The sequence below is a fragment of the Colwellia sp. C2M11 genome (assembly GCF_018860915.1).
GTDB lineage: Bacteria > Pseudomonadota > Gammaproteobacteria > Enterobacterales > Alteromonadaceae > Colwellia.
Genome location: NZ_JAHKQD010000049.1, coordinates 58,235 through 79,149, shown reverse-complemented (window position 1 = coordinate 79,149; position 20,915 = coordinate 58,235). Strand labels below are relative to the sequence as shown.

Annotated in this window: 21 protein-coding genes; 9 read left to right on the top strand and 12 right to left on the bottom strand. The window is 34.7% G+C overall.

Annotated elements, in window-relative coordinates:
* Positions 1-437: 437 nt before the first annotated feature.
* The 6 genes from KO509_RS15125 to KO509_RS15100 form a co-directional block, all read right to left on the bottom strand.
* Positions 438-686, bottom strand: a complete 249-nt coding sequence (locus KO509_RS15125; protein WP_215974110.1) for a hypothetical protein — start codon at positions 684-686, stop codon at positions 438-440.
* A gap of 330 nt (positions 687-1,016) precedes the next feature.
* Entirely contained in the window at positions 1,017-3,011 is a 1,995-nt protein-coding gene (locus tag KO509_RS15120; protein WP_215974109.1) for a response regulator, read from the bottom strand.
* 20 nt (positions 3,012-3,031) lie between these two features.
* Entirely contained in the window at positions 3,032-3,514 is a 483-nt protein-coding gene (locus KO509_RS15115; protein WP_215974108.1) for a response regulator, read from the bottom strand.
* Positions 3,515-3,550: 36 nt separating this feature from the next.
* On the bottom strand, positions 3,551-5,047 hold the full coding sequence (locus tag KO509_RS15110) for a sensor histidine kinase (RefSeq protein WP_215974107.1): 1,497 nt from the start codon (positions 5,045-5,047) through the stop codon (positions 3,551-3,553).
* A 15-nt stretch (positions 5,048-5,062) separates the two neighbouring features.
* Complete coding sequence (locus tag KO509_RS15105) at positions 5,063-5,293, bottom strand: histidine kinase (protein WP_215974106.1); 231 nt, start codon at positions 5,291-5,293, stop codon at positions 5,063-5,065.
* A 37-nt stretch (positions 5,294-5,330) separates the two neighbouring features.
* Positions 5,331-6,677, bottom strand: coding sequence for a sigma-54 dependent transcriptional regulator (locus KO509_RS15100; RefSeq protein WP_215974105.1), 1,347 nt, complete (start codon positions 6,675-6,677; stop codon positions 5,331-5,333).
* A 335-nt stretch (positions 6,678-7,012) separates the two neighbouring features.
* On the opposite strand from KO509_RS15100, the gene KO509_RS15095 reads away from it, so the two are divergent.
* Both KO509_RS15095 and KO509_RS15090 read left to right on the top strand, forming a co-directional pair.
* Entirely contained in the window at positions 7,013-7,582 is a 570-nt protein-coding gene (locus tag KO509_RS15095) for a BON domain-containing protein (protein WP_215974104.1), read from the top strand.
* A 73-nt stretch (positions 7,583-7,655) separates the two neighbouring features.
* Positions 7,656-7,856, top strand: a complete 201-nt coding sequence (locus KO509_RS15090) for a hypothetical protein (RefSeq protein WP_215974103.1) — start codon at positions 7,656-7,658, stop codon at positions 7,854-7,856.
* A gap of 43 nt (positions 7,857-7,899) precedes the next feature.
* Here the strand turns inward: KO509_RS15090 and KO509_RS15085 are convergent, their stop codons facing one another.
* Complete coding sequence (locus KO509_RS15085) at positions 7,900-8,823, bottom strand: DMT family transporter (protein WP_215974102.1); 924 nt, start codon at positions 8,821-8,823, stop codon at positions 7,900-7,902.
* Positions 8,824-9,388: 565 nt separating this feature from the next.
* On the opposite strand from KO509_RS15085, the gene KO509_RS15080 reads away from it, so the two are divergent.
* Positions 9,389-9,931: an NAD(P)H nitroreductase gene (locus KO509_RS15080; RefSeq protein WP_215974101.1), complete on the top strand. Its 543-nt coding sequence runs from the start codon at positions 9,389-9,391 to the stop codon at positions 9,929-9,931.
* Between the two features lie 94 nt (positions 9,932-10,025).
* Here the strand turns inward: KO509_RS15080 and asnS are convergent, their stop codons facing one another.
* Positions 10,026-11,426, bottom strand: a complete 1,401-nt coding sequence (asnS, locus tag KO509_RS15075; protein ID WP_215974100.1) for an asparagine--tRNA ligase — start codon at positions 11,424-11,426, stop codon at positions 10,026-10,028.
* A gap of 145 nt (positions 11,427-11,571) precedes the next feature.
* Between asnS and KO509_RS15070 the strand changes: the two genes are divergently transcribed.
* The 3 genes from KO509_RS15070 (at position 11,572) to bioC (ending at position 14,699) form a co-directional block, all read left to right on the top strand.
* Complete coding sequence (locus KO509_RS15070; protein WP_215974099.1) at positions 11,572-11,970, top strand: hypothetical protein; 399 nt, start codon at positions 11,572-11,574, stop codon at positions 11,968-11,970.
* A 210-nt stretch (positions 11,971-12,180) separates the two neighbouring features.
* Positions 12,181-13,254 carry a biotin synthase BioB gene (gene bioB, locus KO509_RS15065; RefSeq protein WP_215974098.1) on the top strand — a complete coding sequence of 358 codons (1,074 nt, stop codon included), beginning with the start codon at positions 12,181-12,183 and terminating at the stop codon, positions 13,252-13,254.
* Positions 13,255-13,901: 647 nt separating this feature from the next.
* A complete protein-coding gene (gene bioC / locus KO509_RS15060; protein WP_215974097.1) occupies positions 13,902-14,699 on the top strand; it encodes a malonyl-ACP O-methyltransferase BioC in 798 nt (265 codons plus the stop codon).
* Between the two features lie 108 nt (positions 14,700-14,807).
* On the opposite strand, the gene KO509_RS15055 is transcribed toward bioC, so the two are convergent.
* Positions 14,808-15,233, bottom strand: a complete 426-nt coding sequence (locus KO509_RS15055) for a type II toxin-antitoxin system HicB family antitoxin (protein WP_215974096.1) — start codon at positions 15,231-15,233, stop codon at positions 14,808-14,810.
* A 458-nt stretch (positions 15,234-15,691) separates the two neighbouring features.
* Here KO509_RS15055 and KO509_RS15050 point away from each other — a divergent pair, with 458 nt between their 5' ends.
* Positions 15,692-16,813: a cell division protein FtsZ gene (locus tag KO509_RS15050; RefSeq protein WP_215974095.1), complete on the top strand. Its 1,122-nt coding sequence runs from the start codon at positions 15,692-15,694 to the stop codon at positions 16,811-16,813.
* Positions 16,814-16,872: 59 nt separating this feature from the next.
* On the opposite strand, the gene KO509_RS15045 is transcribed toward KO509_RS15050, so the two are convergent.
* Both KO509_RS15045 and KO509_RS15040 read right to left on the bottom strand, forming a co-directional pair.
* The gene (locus KO509_RS15045; RefSeq protein WP_215974094.1) at positions 16,873-18,450 is read right to left on the bottom strand and encodes an FGGY-family carbohydrate kinase; all 1,578 of its coding nucleotides are present in this window, start codon (positions 18,448-18,450) and stop codon (positions 16,873-16,875) included.
* Between the two features lie 22 nt (positions 18,451-18,472).
* A complete protein-coding gene (locus tag KO509_RS15040; protein ID WP_215974093.1) occupies positions 18,473-19,153 on the bottom strand; it encodes a carboxylesterase in 681 nt (226 codons plus the stop codon).
* A 350-nt stretch (positions 19,154-19,503) separates the two neighbouring features.
* Here KO509_RS15040 and KO509_RS15035 point away from each other — a divergent pair, with 350 nt between their 5' ends.
* Complete coding sequence (locus KO509_RS15035; RefSeq protein ID WP_215974092.1) at positions 19,504-19,776, top strand: DUF4242 domain-containing protein; 273 nt, start codon at positions 19,504-19,506, stop codon at positions 19,774-19,776.
* Positions 19,777-19,941: 165 nt separating this feature from the next.
* Here KO509_RS15035 and KO509_RS15030 read toward each other — a convergent pair whose 3' ends face one another.
* The gene (locus KO509_RS15030; protein ID WP_215974091.1) at positions 19,942-20,106 is read right to left on the bottom strand and encodes an Lrp/AsnC ligand binding domain-containing protein; all 165 of its coding nucleotides are present in this window, start codon (positions 20,104-20,106) and stop codon (positions 19,942-19,944) included.
* A gap of 386 nt (positions 20,107-20,492) precedes the next feature.
* Between KO509_RS15030 and KO509_RS15025 the strand changes: the two genes are divergently transcribed.
* Entirely contained in the window at positions 20,493-20,900 is a 408-nt protein-coding gene (locus KO509_RS15025) for a GFA family protein (protein ID WP_215974090.1), read from the top strand.
* The last annotated feature ends 15 nt before the right edge of the window (positions 20,901-20,915 follow it).

Here is a 20,915-nt window from a genome sequence, read left to right as displayed (position 1 = left end):
CTTGAATATATTTTATGGTTAATAAAAATAACGTTTGTCAGGGATATTCAAAAGTGGGGGATGAATAAGATTTAACTCTGTTGATGATTGTTTAGCGTTTAGTTACGTAAATGACGTCTTGAACGATAGTGATACATGAAAAAAGTATAAGTACATAAAGGAACTATAATCGCGGCGGCAAAACTCAAAAATAAACAAGTAATAGCTTTCGTAAATATTTTTTTAATCGTTATTAATAACATAAATTCCATTCTTATTTTTACGATGAAATAGGGGGCTTGGATAAATCATACGCTGATTTAGTCATTTAGTAAGAAAGGCTAGTTATTACACTAGCCTCTCTTTATCAGGCTATAATTTCTAAACCATATTCTTAAAGCTTTTAACTACGTCATTAGTATTTCAGTAGTTATTAACTTTAATCTATAGTTACAAAATTAACAGTCGGTATCTTCAGTATCCATTTTCTCTTTTGCGTCTTCACAGGCATCTTCGATAGCATTGCCTGTATCAGTGACTGCTTTTTGAATTTTGTCACCAGTATTCTTGGCAGCATCTTTGGTATTAGAAATCATATCATCAACTGTTTCGCCTGCTTCTTCTGCTTTATCATCACTACAGGCAGCTAAACTTAGTATTGCTGCAAATGAGATCGCCATTATTGAAAGTCTTTTATTGGTATTCATTTTGTACTCCTTAAAAATTTTAAAATAATTAAATTTGGGGATTTTTATTTTGTAATGCCATTATTATCAATAAGATGATGAGTAATACGACATAGGTACAAAAGTTAATGCTCAATCTAACATTATAGTTATCCTTAACTTAACGCTTAAAGATACTTATCTCTAATTATTGCAATTGTTGAGCCACATGTTAACTTGTTGTATTTTAAGTGTTTTGTGTTGGATTTTTTATCTGTGCTAGCGAAGAGTAGGTAAATATTACAGGGTGCTTTGCAGTATTTGCACAATGTTAGTACTTTTGTTATCTATAAAAGTTGCGCATAGCGACAATTAAGCTTCATTAAAAAGCTGTTGTAACATTGTTAAATTAACGGGCTTGAGAAGAGAGCTGTTTGCGCCATTTTCGGTTATTACTTGTTTGGATACTTCATAACCACTAACAATAGTGATAATAGTATTAGGCAATTGCGTTTTTAATGATGAACTTAATTCAAGCCCGTTACCATCAGGTAAGTTCATATCGACTAAAATATGTTGCCAATCTATATCGGTTTTCACAATATTTTTAGCTTGTTCAGCATTGTTTGCTACTTGCACGTGTTTACCCATAGTACTCAGTAATAACGCAGTTATTTCAGCAGCATCAATATCATCTTCAATCAGTAACACGCGTTGATTAGGTTTGTTTTCTTTATCGTTTTGTGTTGTGGGCACAGATGATATTACTGACTTTGTCTGGTTAAGAGCAGAAATTTGAAGGTTTAATTGTTGTTGTATTTTTTTGTGTAATTCATATTTATCAATAGGTTTCGCTACTACATCATTAAAGCCCAACCCCTTGAGTTCTTTCCGTACACCTTTCATTGTTGCTGCAGTGATTGCAATTATTGGCGTATTGACATGCATTTCTCTTAATTGTTTTATTGTTCGCTTACCATCTAAAACCGGCATATGAATATCCATTAAGACGAGATCATATTTCGTGTTTTCTTTGTCTGCAGACACTATTTTAGTGATGGCTTGTTGACCATTATTAGCATAACTTACTTCTAACCCAAAAGATCGACACACATAGCCAAGTAATCGTCTAATATCGTCAATATCATCAACAATCAGTATTTTACCTGAAATTTTATTGAGAACTTCAGTAGACGATTTATAGTCACTACGTTTAAAAGTTAAATTTTTACGTTCTGTATCGGCTATTTTTCCTGGGTCGATACAAACCACAAACTTACTACCAACACCAACGTTAGATTCTACTGAAATATTACCGCCCATATACTTTAGTAATTCACTACAAATGGACAAGCCAAGCCCTGAGCCTTCTTCGTTCCGTGACACAATGTCTTGTACTTGTTCAAAAGGTTTAAAGATTGTTGCTAATAAACTATCAGGAATCCCCATACCCGTATCGGTTATAGCAAAATACAAACGCGGTTGTTCGAGTAACTCATCTAACCACACGTCAATATTCACCGTTCCTTGATTAGTAAACTTGATCGCATTATGAATAATATTGATCAATACTTGGCGTAATCTAAGCGAATCAGCATTAATTTCAAGGGGTAAGGCTGATTTAGCTGATAAGGTTAAATTGATACCTTTATCTTGGGCTGCCATCGACATTAGTGTATAAACGTCTGCAATAAAGCTCTCTAGGGAGATAGTTGTAGCATTCAGCTCAAACTTTCCGGCAGCAATTTTAGAAAGATCGAGTACATTATTGAGTAATCCTAATAAGTGATTACCGTTATCTAATATAGTGGTTAATTCGGGTTGTATCTTTTTATTACTATCATCGCTGAGTAATAATTCGGTGTACCCAAGTATTGAGGTCAGCGGTGTGCGTAATTCATGACTCAAGTGCGCTAAAAACTTATCTTTAGAGCGACTTCTTGCTTCAGCTTTTATTCGTTCAACCCGTTCGTTTTCAATATCTTTCCTTGCTAAAGCGTAACGTATTGCTCTGTTAAATCTAGCACTGTTGAGTTCAGATTTTACTAAGTAGTCAACGGCACCGGCATCCAATGCATTATTATCTAATTCAGTATCTGTTTGGCCGGTAAGCATAATAATTGGTACTGTGCAGCCATCACCACTGGTTTGTTTAAGCACTGATAAACCGTTTACTCCGCCTAATTGATAGTCAAGTAAGCATATGTCGTGATTATTTTCTTTGAGTAACGCCAATGCTTCAATTGAGTTATCTACCCAATCAACGTTAAAGTGGTGGTTTGGCATTTGTTGAAGGTAATCTAGTGTGAGAATATAATCATCTTCATCATCTTCAACGAGCAAAATATGTTTAGTTAGCTTTGGCATAGCTTAATCATTGGCCTAATTTAATCATTGTTTGTCGTTGTACTATTTGACATTTTTTCTGATGAGGGAAGTTCAACAAATTCTACCCAATACTTACCTAACGCTTTCATTAAATCAACTAGCCCTTCGAAATTAACAGGTTTAGTAATATAGGAGGCAGCACCAAGATCATAGCCTTTAATCATGTCTTCTTCCTGTTTTGATGTAGTTAAAATAACAACGGGTATGCTTCTTAGGTTAGGGTCAGCTTTAATTTCTTTTAATGCTTCCCGCCCATCTTTGCGTGGCATATTCAAATCTAGCAAGATAAGCCCGGGTCTTGGTGCGCTAACTTTATCTTGAAACTTACCAGTGTGAGTTAAGTATTCGATCAGTTCAACGCCATCTTCTACAAAATAAAGTTCATTTAACACGCGGCTTTCTATCAGTGCATCCTGTGTGAGTAGGCGATCATCGTCGTCATCATCCGCCATTAATATGATAATCGGTGTACTTTTTTTCATGTAATAATTTCCTTTAGCATTGATAAACTTATGTGATTACAGTTCATTGATCACATTTAAGTTATTAGGAGCAATATAATTTTGTGGAATACGGATAGTAAAACAAGTACCTTTTCCTATCTCACTTCTTACATCAATTGTACCACCATGGCGCTCAACAATACGTCGACAAACAGCTAAACCTATACCTGTTCCCTTGTAAGCTGATCTTGCATGAAGGCGTTGAAAGGGAACAAATATTTTATCTTCAAACTCTTGGTCAAAGCCAATACCATTATCGCGTACAGTAATAATATTCCAAAGAATGTCAGCATTTAGAATTGAATCAAATACTGACTCATGGCTATGGCTGATACTAATTTTTGGTATCTTGTTTTCTTGTCTAAACTTTATCGCATTACTGAGTAAGTTTAAAAAGAGCTGGTTTAGCTGTGATATATCACCATTAATTTCAGGTAAGTCTTGATACTCAATAATTGCTGAGCTTTCTTCAATAGATACTTCTAAGTCGTCAATAACGTCAGTGATAATTTGTGTCAGTGGTACTGCTGCAAAGGCTTTACCGCGGGTATTAATGCGCGAATATTCTAATAAATCGCTGATTAAATTTGACATACGTTCAGCAGCATTTCGCATACGTTCAATAAAGTCTAACCCTCTTTCATCTATTACTTCGTTATAATTAGAGGATAGCCTATCACCAAATGCTCTAATTTTACGCAAAGGCTCTTGAAGATCATGTGAAGCAACAAAAGCGAAGTCTTCTAATTCACGGTTACTACGTGCTAGCTCTTCAGAATAGATGGTTAACTCTTTGGTGCGTAGTTTAACTTTTTCAGTTAACTCTTCATTTTTAGCCTCTAAAGACTGGCGATGTCGTAACTCATTTCTATTATTGAGTCGTACTAATGCACCAAGCCCTAACAGCAATAAAAAACTGGTAATTGCGGACACATTAAAAGTAAATTTTGCTTCTGTTTTAATGGTTTCTAATTTTTTATATAAACTATTGCGGTATAATATTTCCCGAGATTTTACCTCATTAAACAGTTTTTCCATTTTCTTGTATAAGTCTTTACCACGGCCAGTCATCACAATAGAGACGGCACGTTTTTCTTTGTCGTCTAATGCTAGATCAACCGTTGCACTTAGCTCTATCATTTTCATTTCAACTAAGTTAGTTAACTCAGTAATTTTATTGGCTTGTATACCAATGTCGGACTTTAATGATTGAACCAATTTTATTTGTTTTAGTACGTGATCAATGGCGTTTTGGTATGGTTGTAAAAAATCTTCGTTTTCGGTAAGTAAATATCCACGTTGGCCTGTTTCGGCAGAGAGCACTAAGTTATGAAGTTTATCTAAACTAAGAATTATTTCACCAGTATTAGCCATACTTTTTTGCGCTACTGATAAGTCATCAATGGTTTTTATTGATAGCATTACATTGATCACAATAACGATACTGACAATAGAGAATACTATACTCCATGAGACTTTTTTGTTTGCTAATAATCTTTCAATGTAGAACATTATAAATAACTTGCCTTAGCTTTTAGCTGTTTCTAATAGTTGCTCAAGTGTATGACTACAGTCTTGGCATGAAACAAGAATTTTGTTTGCGGCCTCTATTGCTTTTTCAGGTGGCATGTCATTTTCAAGTACTAATTTAATAAGCTCTGCCTGCATAGAGATTCTATTTAATGGACCTCGGGCGTCATGAACGAGTTGATTTAAATCAGGTTGCGCTGATTGTATATTACTTCCATCATCTTTCATTGCTGGTTCCTCCAAGATATCTTTAGTTCAATTAATATTATTCTTCAAATTCTCCGTAGGCATGTAAACGGTTATATAAAGTTTTCGTGCTAATGCCTAGCATTTTTGCAGCAAGTGATTTATTACCATCAACATCATCAAGCGTTACTTTAATTAACTCTCGCTCTACATCTTCAATAGTTCGACCTGCACTTAAATTATGTTGTTTTTCTGTGATAGACGAGAAGGGCGAACGAAAGTCTTTTGGTAAAGCTAAACTGTTACTGTCGGGATCAGACATAATAAAAGCACGATGAATCGCGTGTCGCATTTCCCTAATATTTCCTGGCCAGTCGTAGTCAGTTAATCGTTGAATTTGTTCGGCACTCCATTCATAGCTACGGTTATATTCTTCGTTTAATTCTTCTAGAAACACTCTGGCTAATAACGGAATATCTTCTTTTCGTTTTCTTAGCGGTGGAATGTTAATAGGAAAAACAGCCAGTCTGAAATAAATATCTTCTCTTAACACTTTATTTTGTGCTATTTCTTCAATAGAGCGGTTAGTGGCAGAAATAACTCGGCAGTTTACTTCAATCTCTTTTGTTCCACCTAAAGGGGTTATTTTATTACTTTCGAGTACGCGTAATAAGTTTGGTTGCATATCAATGGGCATTTCCGTTATTTCATCTAAAAATAATGTACCATTACCGGCACGTAAAAATACGCCATCTTTTTTGGTAATTGCGCCAGTAAATGCGCCTTTTTCATGCCCAAATAGTTCACTAGCGATTAAGTCTTTTGCTAATGCGCCACAGTTAGTTGCAACCAATTCAGCATCGTTTTTTGTTGTTAAATTACTTGCGCTATGAATAGCTTGCGCCACTAACTCTTTACCTACGCCACTTTCACCTAATAACATCACATTTGCTTTGGTTAGCGCAATACGAGATATCATAGTATACATTTCTTGCATCACGGCCGATTCACCAATAAGGCAATCAAAATGTTTTTTAGCTAGTGTGCTGTTATGCTTTGTTTCGCTAGTTTGCTTTGACTGGCGTGTTAAGGCTTGCTCTAGGTCTTCACGTTGTATGGGTTTAGCAATATAGTTAACTTTAGGTCCGCATAAGCCAGCTAGTAAGCCTTTAACTAAAGGGTGCCCAGTAATTAGAGTAATATAAGGGGTATCGTTTGATTTTTTAATGTGATCTATTAGGTGTAAGCCACTACCATCTGGCAGCATAAAATCTAAAAGAATGTGATCAAACGTATTGTTTTCTAGCCATTCATAGGCTTCTTCCAGACAACTAGCGATACTAATATCATGGCCTAAAAACTCAATTATTTGACAGGCAATTTCAGTAAACTCGGTATCATCATCTACCAATAATACTTTTAACACATTAACTCCTTAACTTTATTTAAGACTAGTATAAGCTCATTATATTTGTCTTACTCTTTTAATTTCAGAGCTTTATTGTTTATGTTTACGTATTTCAAGTGTTTTCACTATTAAATACAAGCATTATTATCATTTAGTGTAATATTTCTGCCGGACCTATCTACTCTATGATTAAAAATTCCAACAGTGTAACTATTACCAATGTATCAGTAATAGTTACACTGTTTGCTTGATGATTTTGTTGAGTGTTTATATTTATTCATTATATTTCAATGCGTTAAAGTTTGGCATCAAACTCGCAATAGTACTAATGAACTTTTAACAGGAGAACAAATATGAAAAATACAACTCTTTCAATTATTATCGCGACTGCTATTAGTACAGCTTCTTTAAATGTTAGTGCAGAAAACACTTGGAAAGATAATGCTAAAGATGCATGGATAGATGGAAAAGCTGAATCTACACTGCTATTTAACGGCAATTTAAATTCTTTCGATATTAATACCGACGTTAAAAACGGTACCGTTATTCTAACAGGTAAAGTGAAAAACTCTGTCGACAAAGCTTTAGCAGAAGAGCTGGTAGCTTCTCTTGAAGGTGTCACCAAAGTTAATAATATGTTATCGGTTATTGATGATAATAATACACAAGGAAAAGATGTTGAGATAATGCAAAATCTCAAGGACTCTAAAGTGGAAACAGTGGTTAAAACAAGGTTGTTGTTTGAATCACAGATCAGTGGATTAGACATCGAAGTAGAAGTTGATAAGGGCGTTGTTACGCTGGAAGGTAATGTAGCATCGGAATCAGAGCGTGATCTAGCTGTTGCCATCGCAATGAATACAAATGATGTTACCAATGTTGTTAATAAACTTGTTTTAAAAGAGTTAGTAGCAAGTAACTAAACATTTTTAAACAGTTTAACCGCGCCTAAGTTGGCGCGGCTTTATCAAGTAACAAGGACAGGACATTGCCATTATGAACTTTTCAAATATTAAGTTACCTAAACTTTTTCGCTCTAACAAACCTATTGAAGCTAATATACCGGTAATAAATCAATTTAACTGGTTTGAGCGCGATGATACCAATATAGATGAATGTTCAGATCATTCTAGAATAACCTATTTGTCAGGAATTGATATTAACGCTCCTTTGCCAACTGAGCAAAATAGTAGTTAAGGAAAATAACAAAATAAATCAGCTGCTTATTGATGATTGTTGTTTACTCTTTATCCATTACATTATTTCTAAGTATAATTTTTTTTTGTTGATATTTAACAACAAAAATCTCCCCCCAGTGATACATAGCCAATCCAGATATTACTAATAGTGCACCAACAATTAATTGGCTATGAATCACTTCATTATTTAGTACTGCGCCTAAACTTAAGGCGATAACAGGTGTAATTAATGTAATTAAGGCAACGGTACTTGCTGTTAATCTTTGCAATACAAAAAAATAAGCGACAAAGCCAATTAATGAACCGAATATACCTAGATATAATGTTGCCCATATTGATCTTGGCTCCCATTGGTCGGTATCAAGACTACCATCCAAAAAAAGCCAATTGATAATAAATAAAGGCATAGATAAAGCCAGTGCGCCAACGGTTGTTGCCATAGGGTGAATAGCTAATGACACACTTTTAACTAATACACTGCTTAAACTAAATAAAAATACGGCGATTAAAACAAATATAAAACCATAAATACTGTCAGAACTTAATGATAAATTATTGGCGCAGACTAAACCTAACCCAGCAAAAGAAAGTGCCATAGATAACTTTCTTAACACTGATATTTTAGGCTCTGCAAGTATCCTTCGTGCTAGGATAGCTGAGAAAGCTGGGGCTAAACCAAAAACTAATGATAAAACTCCTGAAGATAAATACCCCGCCGCAAGATAAGAGAATGACATACCACCAAATATTCCTAACGCAGAAAAAGCATATAAACGTACCGCTTTTGGGTGCCAAGGAAATGCTATTTTCCTGGTAACTATAATAAGGCCACCTAACACTACTGCGATCAGCATGCGTAAAAGAACAGCCATAGTAGGATTGATTGATTCACTACTCCAAACGATAGCTAAGGGGGTAGTAGACCAGATTAACAAAACTACCATATAGGCAATAGACACTTGCATTTGACGCTCCTTTTTATTATTTCTTGTTGATTACAGTGTCTTTTACGGAATGTTTTATTTATCACAATAAAAGTTGGAATATAAAAAAGCCGCAAAAGAGGATTTCTGCGGCTTGAATATTATGGTTAACTAAACTATCTATTATTAACTTGAACGCTCCGCATAATTTGGCCACAGTCGAATAACCTGACTTTGCCAACATCGCGTTAACAAAATTAAGTTTTGATTGAGCACCAAGGCTTGCTTTGTATGAAAAACGTTCATTATGGTAATTACTTATTTAATTTTTAAAATATATTTATTAGGTATTAAACCGTCATCATTTATTAAACATGTCATTTAGAACCTTACTATTACAAAGCGCTTTAAATAAGATTCCGTATTAAGTAACCTATGAAATGTCAAATGGCTTAAACTTAATAGGTAAATTATAGTGCTGTTGCTTACGTGTTAAGTCAAGCAATAATACAAAGAGTAAATGATTTATTTTATTGAATAAAGTCGTGCGTAAAAGAAATGGTCGTTATACACTTAACTATCGTTTACCAACTTATATATTTTATTTATGAAAGGCATTGAATTACTGTTACAGCGTCAGTCTAACCCTTTAGTTACTTCACCTGCACCAGATAAGCAAGCATTAGAACAAATTTTAGCCGCAGGTATGCGTGTTCCTGATCATGCTTGTTTGAAACCTTGGCACTTTACGGTAATAACCGATGACGGATTACAGCGTTTAAGCGATTTATTTGTTGCTAGCAGTGATCAACAAACGGCTAACCTTGAAAAAATTGCAAAAATGCCATTTCGAGCGCCAATGGTAATTGTCATTAGCTCAGAGTTTACTCAACATGAAAAAGTACCGACTCAGGAGCAACTAATAACTGCTGGCTGCTGTGCTCATGCAATGCAAATGGCAGCTTATACTTTAGGATTTGGGGCAATATGGCGTACAGGTGAACTAGCCTCTAATGAACAAGTAAAACAGGGCTTAGGTGTTAATAAAGAAGATGAAATTATAGGTTTTTTATATATTGGAACACCTTGTAAAGAACAAGGACTGAAAGCCAGTAAGAGTTTTGAAGAAAAAGTAACTTATTGGAAATAAATGTAGGTTGTACTTTAATACGACATGACTCTTGTTTAACAAGATATCGACATAAATAGTCGGAATAAATTCCAACCTACATTATTAATAGCTACTAGAACGAAGCGTTATTCGGTGTTCTTGGGAACGGAATAACGTCACGTACGTTTTGCATACCAGTAGCATAAGCAACTAAACGTTCAAAACCTAAGCCGAAACCTGAATGTGGTACAGTGCCGTAACGACGAAGATCACGATACCAACTATAATCAGCAGTATCTAAGCCCATTTCTTCTAAACGACTATCTAAGACATCAAGACGTTCTTCACGTTGGCTACCACCAATAATTTCACCAATGCCAGGTGCTAAAATGTCCATCGCGGCAACAGTTTTTCCGTCATCATTTAATCGCATATAGAAAGACTTAATATCTTTCGGGTAGTTTTGTAAAACAACAGGGCCATTAAAGTGTTCTTCAGCTAAGAAACGTTCATGCTCTGAGTTTAAATCTACACCCCAAGAAACAGGATTTTCAAATGTTTTACCACAGTTTTCTAAAATAGTAATAGCGTCGGTATAATCTAAACGAACAAAATCTGTTTCGATAACAGAGGTTAATCTTTCAATAACTGTTTTATCTACACGTTGTTGGAAGAAGGCCATATCATCAGCACGTTCATCTAACACAGCTTTTAATACGTATTTAAGCATTTCTTCTGCTAAATCGGCAGCATCTGATAAATTAGCAAACGCGATTTCAGGTTCTACCATCCAAAACTCGGCTAAGTGACGAGAAGTGTTAGAGTTTTCTGCTCTAAATGTTGGGCCAAATGTATACACTTTTGATAACGCGTTACAATAAGTTTCAACGTTTAATTGGCCAGAAACGGTTAAAAAGGTTTCTTTACCAAAAAAGTCTTTATTGTAATCTACTGTACCAGCGTCATTGCGTGGTAAGTTTTCCATATCTAAAGTACTAACACGGAACATCTCGCCGGCGCCTTCACAATCACTACCGGTAATAAGTGGTGTACTGATCCAAAAGTAACCTTTACTGTGTAAAAATCTATGGATAGCTTGGGCTAAACAGTTACGAACACGTGTTACAGCACCACCAATATTTGTACGTGGGCGTAGATGCGCTTGTTCACGTAAAAATTCAATACTATGGCGTTTAGCAGCCATTGGATAAGTATCAGGATCTTCAACAAATCCTAGTACTTCCACTGCTGTTGCTTGAACTTCAAAAGATTGACCTTTACCCGGTGATTCAACTAATATACCCGTAACTTTAACAGCACAGCCCGTAGTTAGCTTAAGAACATCATCTTGATAATTATTAAGATCACTCGGTACGATAGCTTGAATTGCATCAAAGCATGATCCGTCATGAACTGCTAAAAAAGAAATACCTGCTTTTGAATCACGGCGAGTTCTAATCCAACCATGTACGGTGATAGTTTCATTAACAGGATATTTGCCTGCTAATACATCAGTAATTGCTATAACTGACATGTAATGACCTCTTATATTGTATCAAATGTACTGAATTTTTTAAGGTGGTTATGTTACCGTGACTATTATGTTTAACAAGTAAAACTTACTAAATTAATAAACTATATTTCAAAAAAATAATAATATTGGCTAAAAAAGTAGAAACATGATGAAAATAGAGCAAAGACGACCAATAAAAGAACGTAGAAAGTCGGCTGACTTTTGGTACTCATTAGCAAGAACATTAACGGCTTGTAGTTGGCTTGCTTTTTTTTTCTCAGTGATTATTTCTTTTTTCGTTGCCCCCGAAACAGATTATGGCGTTTTACGTTACCATGATATTGAAGTGCGACAGTTTTGGTTAACACCGTTAACAGGATATTTATATCTTGTTATCTGGTTTAGTGCTGCGGGAATTTATACATCTACGTTAATAGATAAATACCGAAGTAGAAGGCGTAGTGATAATACAAATTATAGTGCTTATTTCCTGTTAATTATTAACTTATTATGGCTATTAATAATTCTACAACACATTTTAACGACCAAGAATAGTGTTTTTTGAATCATGTTATAACTGATTTTATATCAGTATTTGCTCTTTCGGGAGAGCCATAAACATTGAAATAAATTAACCTTCCAAAAATGTTAACTCAGTTATGAATAACATGCTTTTTATTTGTACGCATGTCAACATAAATGGCTGGCGTGTATTGACAAGCAAGAGGCGCCGACTAGACTATTCGCTAATTTAATTAGATGTAATCGAGTAATCATGTCAAAAGTAATTCTTCCTGCTAATTCAGAAAATAATGACAACCTTCGCCATCATTGGACTGTAACAGAGGTTCAAGCACTATTTGATCTTCCTTTTAATGATTTAATGTTTAAAGCACAAACGGTTCATCGACAACATTTTAATGCAAATGAAGTTCAAGTTAGTACGTTATTATCAATTAAAACTGGTGCTTGTCCTGAAGATTGTAAATATTGTTCACAGAGTGCACGTAATAAAACAAATTTAGAAAAAGAGCGTTTACTTGAGTTAGAAAAAGTACTTGAAGCCGCAGCAAAAGCTAAGGAAATGGGGTCAACGCGTTTTTGTATGGGGGCTGCTTGGCGAAATCCTAAAGCTCGAGATATGCCAATAGTGTTAGAGATGATTAAAGGAGTTAAGGCTTTAGGATTAGAATCTTGTATGACCCTAGGTATGTTAGATAAAGTGCAAGCAAAACAACTACAAGATGCTGGACTTGACTATTACAATCACAACCTTGATACATCACCAGAGCATTATGATCAAATTATCACCACACGTACTTATCAAGATAGGCTAGACACATTAGAACATGTACGTAGTGCAGGTATGAAAGTTTGCAGTGGCGGTATTGTTGGTTTAGGAGAAAGTGCGACTGATAGATGCTCACTATTAGTACAATTAGCAAATTTACCCCAGCAGCCAGAAAGTGTGCCAATTAACATGTTGGTCAAAGTAGAAGGGACGCCACTAGCAGATGTTGATGATTTAGAAAGTTTTGATTTTATTCGCTGTATTGCAGTTGCACGTATCATGATGCCAAAATCACATGTACGTCTGTCTGCAGGACGAGCCGAAATGAATGAGCAAATGCAATCTTTATGTTTCCTAGCGGGGGCTAACTCAATATTTTATGGTTGTAAGTTACTAACTACTCAAAATCCGGAAACAGATCAAGATTCACTATTATTTAGCAAACTCGGTATCAATACTGAAATAATTACTGATGAAAGCGTATCACAAGAGCTCGCCCTTAAAACATCTTTGGTTAATGACCAATATAAAGATTTATTCTACGAAGCAAACTGTTGATTAAAATCTTTGTCGCCCTATGAAAATTAACAAGTAAAGTAGGTACAACAATAACAGCTTCATTCATTAAGTGAACAATTTTATATGTAAAAAACGGGCAACTTCATCGTTATTATAACCAGTAGAAATGATCACATAGCAAGTTAGGTTGGAATAAGAGGTTTCAAATAAAAACCAGTCGTTAAATTTGAGTTATACTCAAGTTTAACGACTGGTTTTTTTATATTTATAAAACTTCAGAAAATAAAGCTTATCTACCTTTTAATAAATTTAAATGATAATTATTCTCTAGTGGCTTTGCTGTAAATGTGGCATTATTTTGTTCCCTTGAACAATATAGTACTTACTCGAACAACGATATAGGTAGTCAAAGTCATTATCATGGCAAATGCTATTATGCTATTTCAACGGTAGTAACGACCATATTTTCAATTGGGTTATGACAGTCATAAAAGTATTGTTGTGTAGTTCTAGATGAAAATATAAAGATAATAATATTGCGCGGTTAAAGGTGGGTTATTTAATATAAATTTTCCTATAAATGATTTCAACCACCATTCATTTGGTTACGTGTTACTCGTTCGTCATGTTATTATTATCTAGTATATCAATAAGTTAAAGTATAAATTAAACAGGCCGTTAAGTAAATGAGCATAACAAAGTTAAATAATAAAAATAAAATAAAAATAGCGGAGAGTTTTGGCTCCGCTAGTAAGTCTTATGATATTTCAGCTAGGTTACAACGTTTTTCTGGAAAACATTTAATGCCTTGGTTACCCAAAAAAAGTGCACTTACCGTACTTGATTTAGGCTCAGGCACAGGTTTTTTTACTGATGTATTAGCATCATCCTATGACCAAGTTATAGGGTTAGATTTTTCTAAAAAAATGCTTGAGTTTGCAAAAAGTTGTCGAAATGAAAATATAGTTTGGCTTGAAGCCGATGCACATAAAGTTCCCTTACAAAACGAAACTGTCGACTTTATATATTCTAATTTAGTGCTGCAATGGTGTCAGCCGCTTGATATTGCCATTAAAGAAATGTTAAGAGTACTTAAACCAGGTGGCACCATTGTTTTTACTACCTTAGTTGATGGTACATTACACGAGTTAAAATCATCATGGAAAAAAGTAGATGATGATCAACATGTTATTGATTTTAAGACAGAAGAGCAGCTTGACCAATATTTTAATACATCACACTCAAATATCGTGGCGCACAAATGCCAAGATGTTACGCTTGATTATAAAAATGTTATTCATTTAGCGAGGGAGCTAAAAGGCTTAGGGGCCAATCATTTACCCAAAAAGAAGAATCGAGGCTTGTCAGGTAAAGATAAGTGGTTTGCTATGACAGAGCATTATAAAGATTTTCTTAAACCTAATAATATTTACCCAGCAACCTATCGTTTATATTCAGGCTTGGTTGTTAAGTTAAGTAGTTAACATAATTATATTTCCCCATCGACAAAGATAAAATATTAATAAACTGGCGGAAAGGGTAGGTGAGTGCTTTAAAAGGTTAGTTCATCATAATACTTAATAAACTCAACATTATTGTTTTCCTAACTCTATTAAACAAGCACTGGCTATAAAGCCTGAACGGGTTTTGTAGTGTGAACTTTTACTTACCCGTTCATCAATTTGTTTTATCAATAATTCAGGTAGCGTAACATTAATTTTGTGACTTTTTCCTAAATATGCACTGATATCAATATCCACAATAGCCCAAAAAGCTTGAGAATATGTATGTGGATTGTCGAGAGCATATTGCTGTCTATGTTTTTCTATGCTTAAAGCTGATGGGATTTTTTCCCCATATTCAGCAAGAATAGCCAAATGACTTTTAATGCTTTGCCTTATTTTTTCTAATCCTAAATCAATAGATTCTACACTAACACTACAACCGGGTAGGTCTGGCACTGTTACCTGATATAATGCCGAATTTTGTAAATTAGCAAAAACAACAACATATTTCATTTTTCATTCCTTGTACAATTTTTGATCGTTAATTAAACATAACTCTTGTAACCCTAAAGGTCAATAACTACACAACCCCAATAACCCTAAATTAGCATTGTTCAATAACCCTGATAACCCTATTTGTCTAACTATTGATAACCCTGATAACTCCACGGTATAAAAAGTGAACGTTTACTCTCATTTTAAACGACTATTGAAAAGAATAAAAAATAATCGAATAAGTAAATTTAGCTTTTAATTTAGTTATTCGATTATTCGTTAAACTGAATCACTATTTATAACGCTAGAGTTATAAATAGTGTGGCAGATTAGAAAATTGATCCTTATAATGAAGTAATATAGATGGGGTTTAATAATCTCAAATCGAAAAATTTATTGGTTATATTCTACATATAATCCTAACGATTTCTCGGTAATAAATTTTAAAAGTGACCAAGTATTGATTAGGAAAAGTTATGAAAGAATTGATTCATGCAAATCCAGATTTATTAATTACTGTTGTTGGCATTGGTGGCTGTGGTTGTAATACCGTTAATATGCTGTATGAAAATAACTTAGCTAGCAGTGTTAATTTAATTGCCATTAATACAGACTTAGCTGCGCTCAACTCTCTGCAAGTAGAAAATAAAATATTAATTGGAGAAGATCTGACTAAAGGTTATGGCGCAGGTTCGAATCCAGATGTTGGTTTAAAAGCAGCACAAGAAAGTGAGGGCTTATTACTCAATGCTATTAAAGGAAGCGATATTATTATTATCACTGCTGGATTTGGTGGTGGTACAGGTACCGGAGCAAGTCCGTTAGTTGCAAGAATAGCGCGAGAACTGAATATTAATTGTTTGGCAATTGTTACTCTACCTTTTGAATCTGAAGGTGAATTACGTATGGACTTCGCCTTACAAGGCATCGCAGAAATTAAAGCGCCTATTCATGCTTATATCACTTTATCTAATGATCTATTGCTAAAAGGGTTAGGGGAAAGTGTTGGTTTATTTTCAGCTTTTAATCAAAGTAATGAAGTACTCAAAAATTTACTTGTCTCGTTAGTGCAAATGTTAACTGAAACTGGCTATGTGAATGTTGATAAAAATGACTTTTCCAGTATTCTTTCCTATGAAGGCGAATCAATTTTAGGTGTGGGTAAAGCCGATAGCGAAGAGCTAGCTTATGAAGCTCTGGATCAGGCTTTAAATAATCCGCTTGTTTCTATCGCGAATATAGACACAGCTAAAGGAATAATTTTTCAGCTATTTTGTAAATCTGAGCCTAAGCTCTCGACTTACAATGGCTTAATTGATCACATCAGAGAAAAAATCACCAATAAATCTGTACTGATAGTACCAGGAGTCACTTTAGATCCTAATCTTTCTTCAGAAATAGAAATTTTAATTGTTGCTTCAGGTATTGACTCTAATGTTGATAAACAAATAAACACTGAAGCATCAACAAGTATAAAAGAGGATTATCTTGATGAAAGTCTAACTTTTATTGATTCAAATGAAGAAGTTGATACAGATATACCTGCTATAACACGTAAGTTAATGGCTAATAGAGCATTAGACATAAATAATATTTAAATCTAATAGAGTTTATTTTATTAAGCGACATTAAATTCGTAATATTCGTATTCTACATGTTATTTTGAATAGCCAATTATGCTACGAATACTTTTATATAAAGGATTTAATCTAACATACATCTTTCGATATACATCGCGATAAAGCTCATCATATATTGCTTTGTTTTCTGCTATTGGTGTGAAAACATCACCACCATGGGTCATTTTTTCTACAGCACTTTGATAATTCTCAAACAAGCCAATACCAACTGCTGCATTGATTGCAGCTCCTAAGCCTGATGTTTCATATGTATGCGGTCGTTGCGCCGGCATACCAAAAATATCTGCAGTAATTTGCATAGCTTCATCACTTTGTGAGCCGCCACCAGAGACCATTAACTTAGTTATTTTAACCTTTGATCGCTTTTCTGATAATTCTTTTCCTTCACGTAAGGCATAACCTATGCCTTCAATTATTGCTCGATAAATATGCGCCCGAGTATGAACATCGCTAAACCCAATCATTGCTCCTTTTGCTTCAGGACCTGGTGTTTTTATACCGGGATTCCAATATGGCTGTAAAATGAGCCCCATAGACCCTGCGGGTACTTGCTTGAGTAGATCATCAAATAAGCTTTCTACCATAATGCCTTGGTAGTCAGCAATTTGTTGCTCTTTTAAACCAAACTCACGTTTAAACCAACTGACCATCCAATATCCGCGCTGGACAATAATTTCGGTATTATAATTATCTGGCATTGCTGCAGGGTAAGCAGGTAACCGTTTGATTGCTTCGACATATTTATTATTTGTGGTGTTATAAGTCGCAGTGGTGCCGTAGCTTAAACTGCCAACATTAGGAGTTAAGCAGCCAGAGCCTAATACTTCACACGCCTTATCTGAGCCTGCTGAAATAAGTGGTAGGCCTTTTGGCATACCAGTATCAATTGCCGCTTGTTCAGAAATTTTACCTAATTCATCACCACAAGGAATTAATGTTGGCAACATACTTTTAGTAATCGGCAGTGCTTGCCAGCGCCAATCTAATGATACTGACCAACGATGCTTTCTAAAATTAAAGGGAAGGTAACCAACTTGGCTTGAGACAGAATCAACATAGTTTCCTGTTAATTTAAAACTATGAAAACCTGACAGTAGCATAAACTTATGTGTTTTTTGCCAAATATCAGGTTGTTGATGTTTAATCCAATTGGCTTCAGCCTGACTTCTAAAATACGCAACGGTATTTTTTTCACCTGCCAAGTTAAAAAGAGCTCGCCAGTACCAACTCATTTTATCTAAGGTTTTTTGTTCTCGTTGATCTAACCACACAACTGCTGGTCTTAAAGGTAAGCCATTAGCGTCTAGATTAACCATAGTCGCTCGTTGACACGTAAGTGCAGCAGCTTTAATTTGTGATTTTTTAATCGCTAATTCATCAAGCTTGGGCCAAAGTTCATGACAAGCCTTTGTTAGCATTTGCCAATAATAATTAGGCTCTTGCTCAGCCCAACCGGGTTGCTTTGAAAAGTAAGGTTCAATATCAACCTTACTTTTAGCCACTAATTGTCCATCAAGGTCAAATAACAAAGCACGAATACTTTGTGTGCCGTTATCAAGCGCTAAAATGTACTTTTCAGTTAAATGATTACTCAATAGCTCATTACTCGATAGGTAATTACTTAATAAGCTGCTTAGTTAGCCAAAGCCCAATATCATTTAATTGCTCTGGTACAACACTATGCGGCATTTGATAGGTTTTCCATTGCGTATTATAGCCATTATTTTTCATTAATTCGTTTGCCATTTTACCAGAAGATAACGGAACCACATTATCTTGTTCACCGTGATGTTGTAAAATTGCTGTTGTTTTGTTGGCTGCACTTAATTCACTTGGTAATTGATCTTTTATTGGTAAATAACATGACAAAGCAAGTATACCCGCTAATTTATGTTCAAACCGTAAGCCGGTAAACAAACTCATCACACCGCCTTGACTAAAACCGGCTAAAACAATATTACTTGCAGCAATACCATTATCTATTTGTTCATTGATTAATGCACGCACTAGGGCTTCAGATATAAGAACACCAGTCATGTCAGCTCTATTATGCAAATTGTTATTATTAATATCGTACCAAGAAGGCATAACAAAACCATTATTAATGGTAACTGGCTGCTTTGGTGCATTAGGAAAAACAAATCGTATACTATGGTCTTTAGGCAGGTTTAATACAGGTACCACAGGTGCAAAACCGGCGCCTGAATCACCTAAACCATGTAACCAAATAACACACGCTGTCGCCGGTGTATTAGGTTCAACTGTAATACGATCTAACAAGGTTGGTTGCTTATTCATTATTGTCCATTCTGTTTAATACTATGTTTATTATGCCAGCTAATATACGCTAATTCTTTTTAGAATAGGAGGTTATAATGAGTAAAAGTGAAGGGGTGTCATGTCGTTCTCATTAAAGAAATGGAAAATTTATTGTAATTCACTTAGATACCTACTGATGTGAGTAGCAACCTGAAATAAGCCTTAAGCTTTATTATTGTGAAAATAAAATAATCGCGTTAGAGTTGTTTAGTTAGAATTATTCAACGCAATTATAAACTAATAAGACAAGCTCGAATTATTCTACACACCACTGCGTAAAATTAGTGTTAATTTTTATTTTGAATCAATTTAAATATGGGGAAGATATCATGCCAAAATTTGTAATAGAAAGAGAAATTGAAGGTGCTGGAAAGCTAAGCGGAGATGATTTACAAGGGATTTCTCAAAAATCTTGTTGTGTATTAGAAGAACTCGGATCTAAAGTTCAATGGGTACATAGTTATGTGACCGATGATAAAATTTATTGTGTATACATTGCACCTGATGCTGAGTCAGTGAAAAAACATGCGGATATGGGGGGATTTCCTGCTAATTCAATTTCACAAGTGAGAGCGATAATCGATCCTACAACATCAGAATAATCACGCTTAGCGATAGCGTAATATTGATGATAATAGTTGGCTTGTAAATCTTAACGATTAGCTAACTATTATTATCTGTTCGTCATTAAACCAAATTAAACTTATTATAAACTCATGCACAGGTAAATAATGTTTATCTACAAGCCTTATCTCTATCAACATTTTCTATAAAATTGGGTACGCTCTCTCTGGTACTACGTTTTTCATAACAATTGTTGAAATTAAGCGTTGCACACCTGGTATCGCAGATAGTTTTTCATCATAAAGCTTTTGGTACTCAGGAAGATCCTCCGAAACCACATGAAGCAAATTGGTTAACAAAAGGAACATGTGTTAGTGGACTAAATCCAAAAGTTTTTTACTTTTTCATGTGTTATTACCTCAGTTTACCGATTCAACAGCATCATGGTCGATATCAATTCAAATTATTGTCTTAGGGTTAATTCATATTTTTAGCTCTGCAATCGTATATTTACTTGTCGGTTTTGGTTCACAAGCAGTATTAAAATCAAGACCGTTGACGGCCAAAATTGTGAGTAGAGTGTCAGGTTTATTATTAAGTGAACAATTTTTTACTAGGTAGTACCTAGTTATTCACTGTTTTTATGAAAAAAATAAGCTACTAATCTAAAAAAAAATATTTTACTATGAAATTTATTGATAGATAACACGCTCTTAGATAAAACTATAAAAATAAATCTAGAAGGAAATATAAAATGACACAAACTCATTCAGGCTCTTGTTTATGTGGTTCGGTTAAATTTGAAATGGAAGGAGAGTTTAAAAAATTCTTCCTATGTCATTGTAGCCTCTGCCGAAAAACATCGGGTTCAGCGCATTGTGCTAATGTATTTGCCCCAGGCGCTAAATTGAATTGGTTAAGCGGAAAAGAAAATTTGAGTTTTTATCGACATGCAGACACTAATTTTGCGCGTAATTTTTGCGCTACCTGTAGTTCGTTAATGCCTTTGCATGTAGAAGCTCGTGATCTCGTTATAATGCCCGCGGGTTGTTTAGATACTGATATAGAAATTACACCTCAAGCACATATTTTTGCCGATAGTAAATGTAATTGGGATGCAGTGTTAAATGACACACCGATCTACGATCAATTACCGACCTAGAATAAATGGTCAATA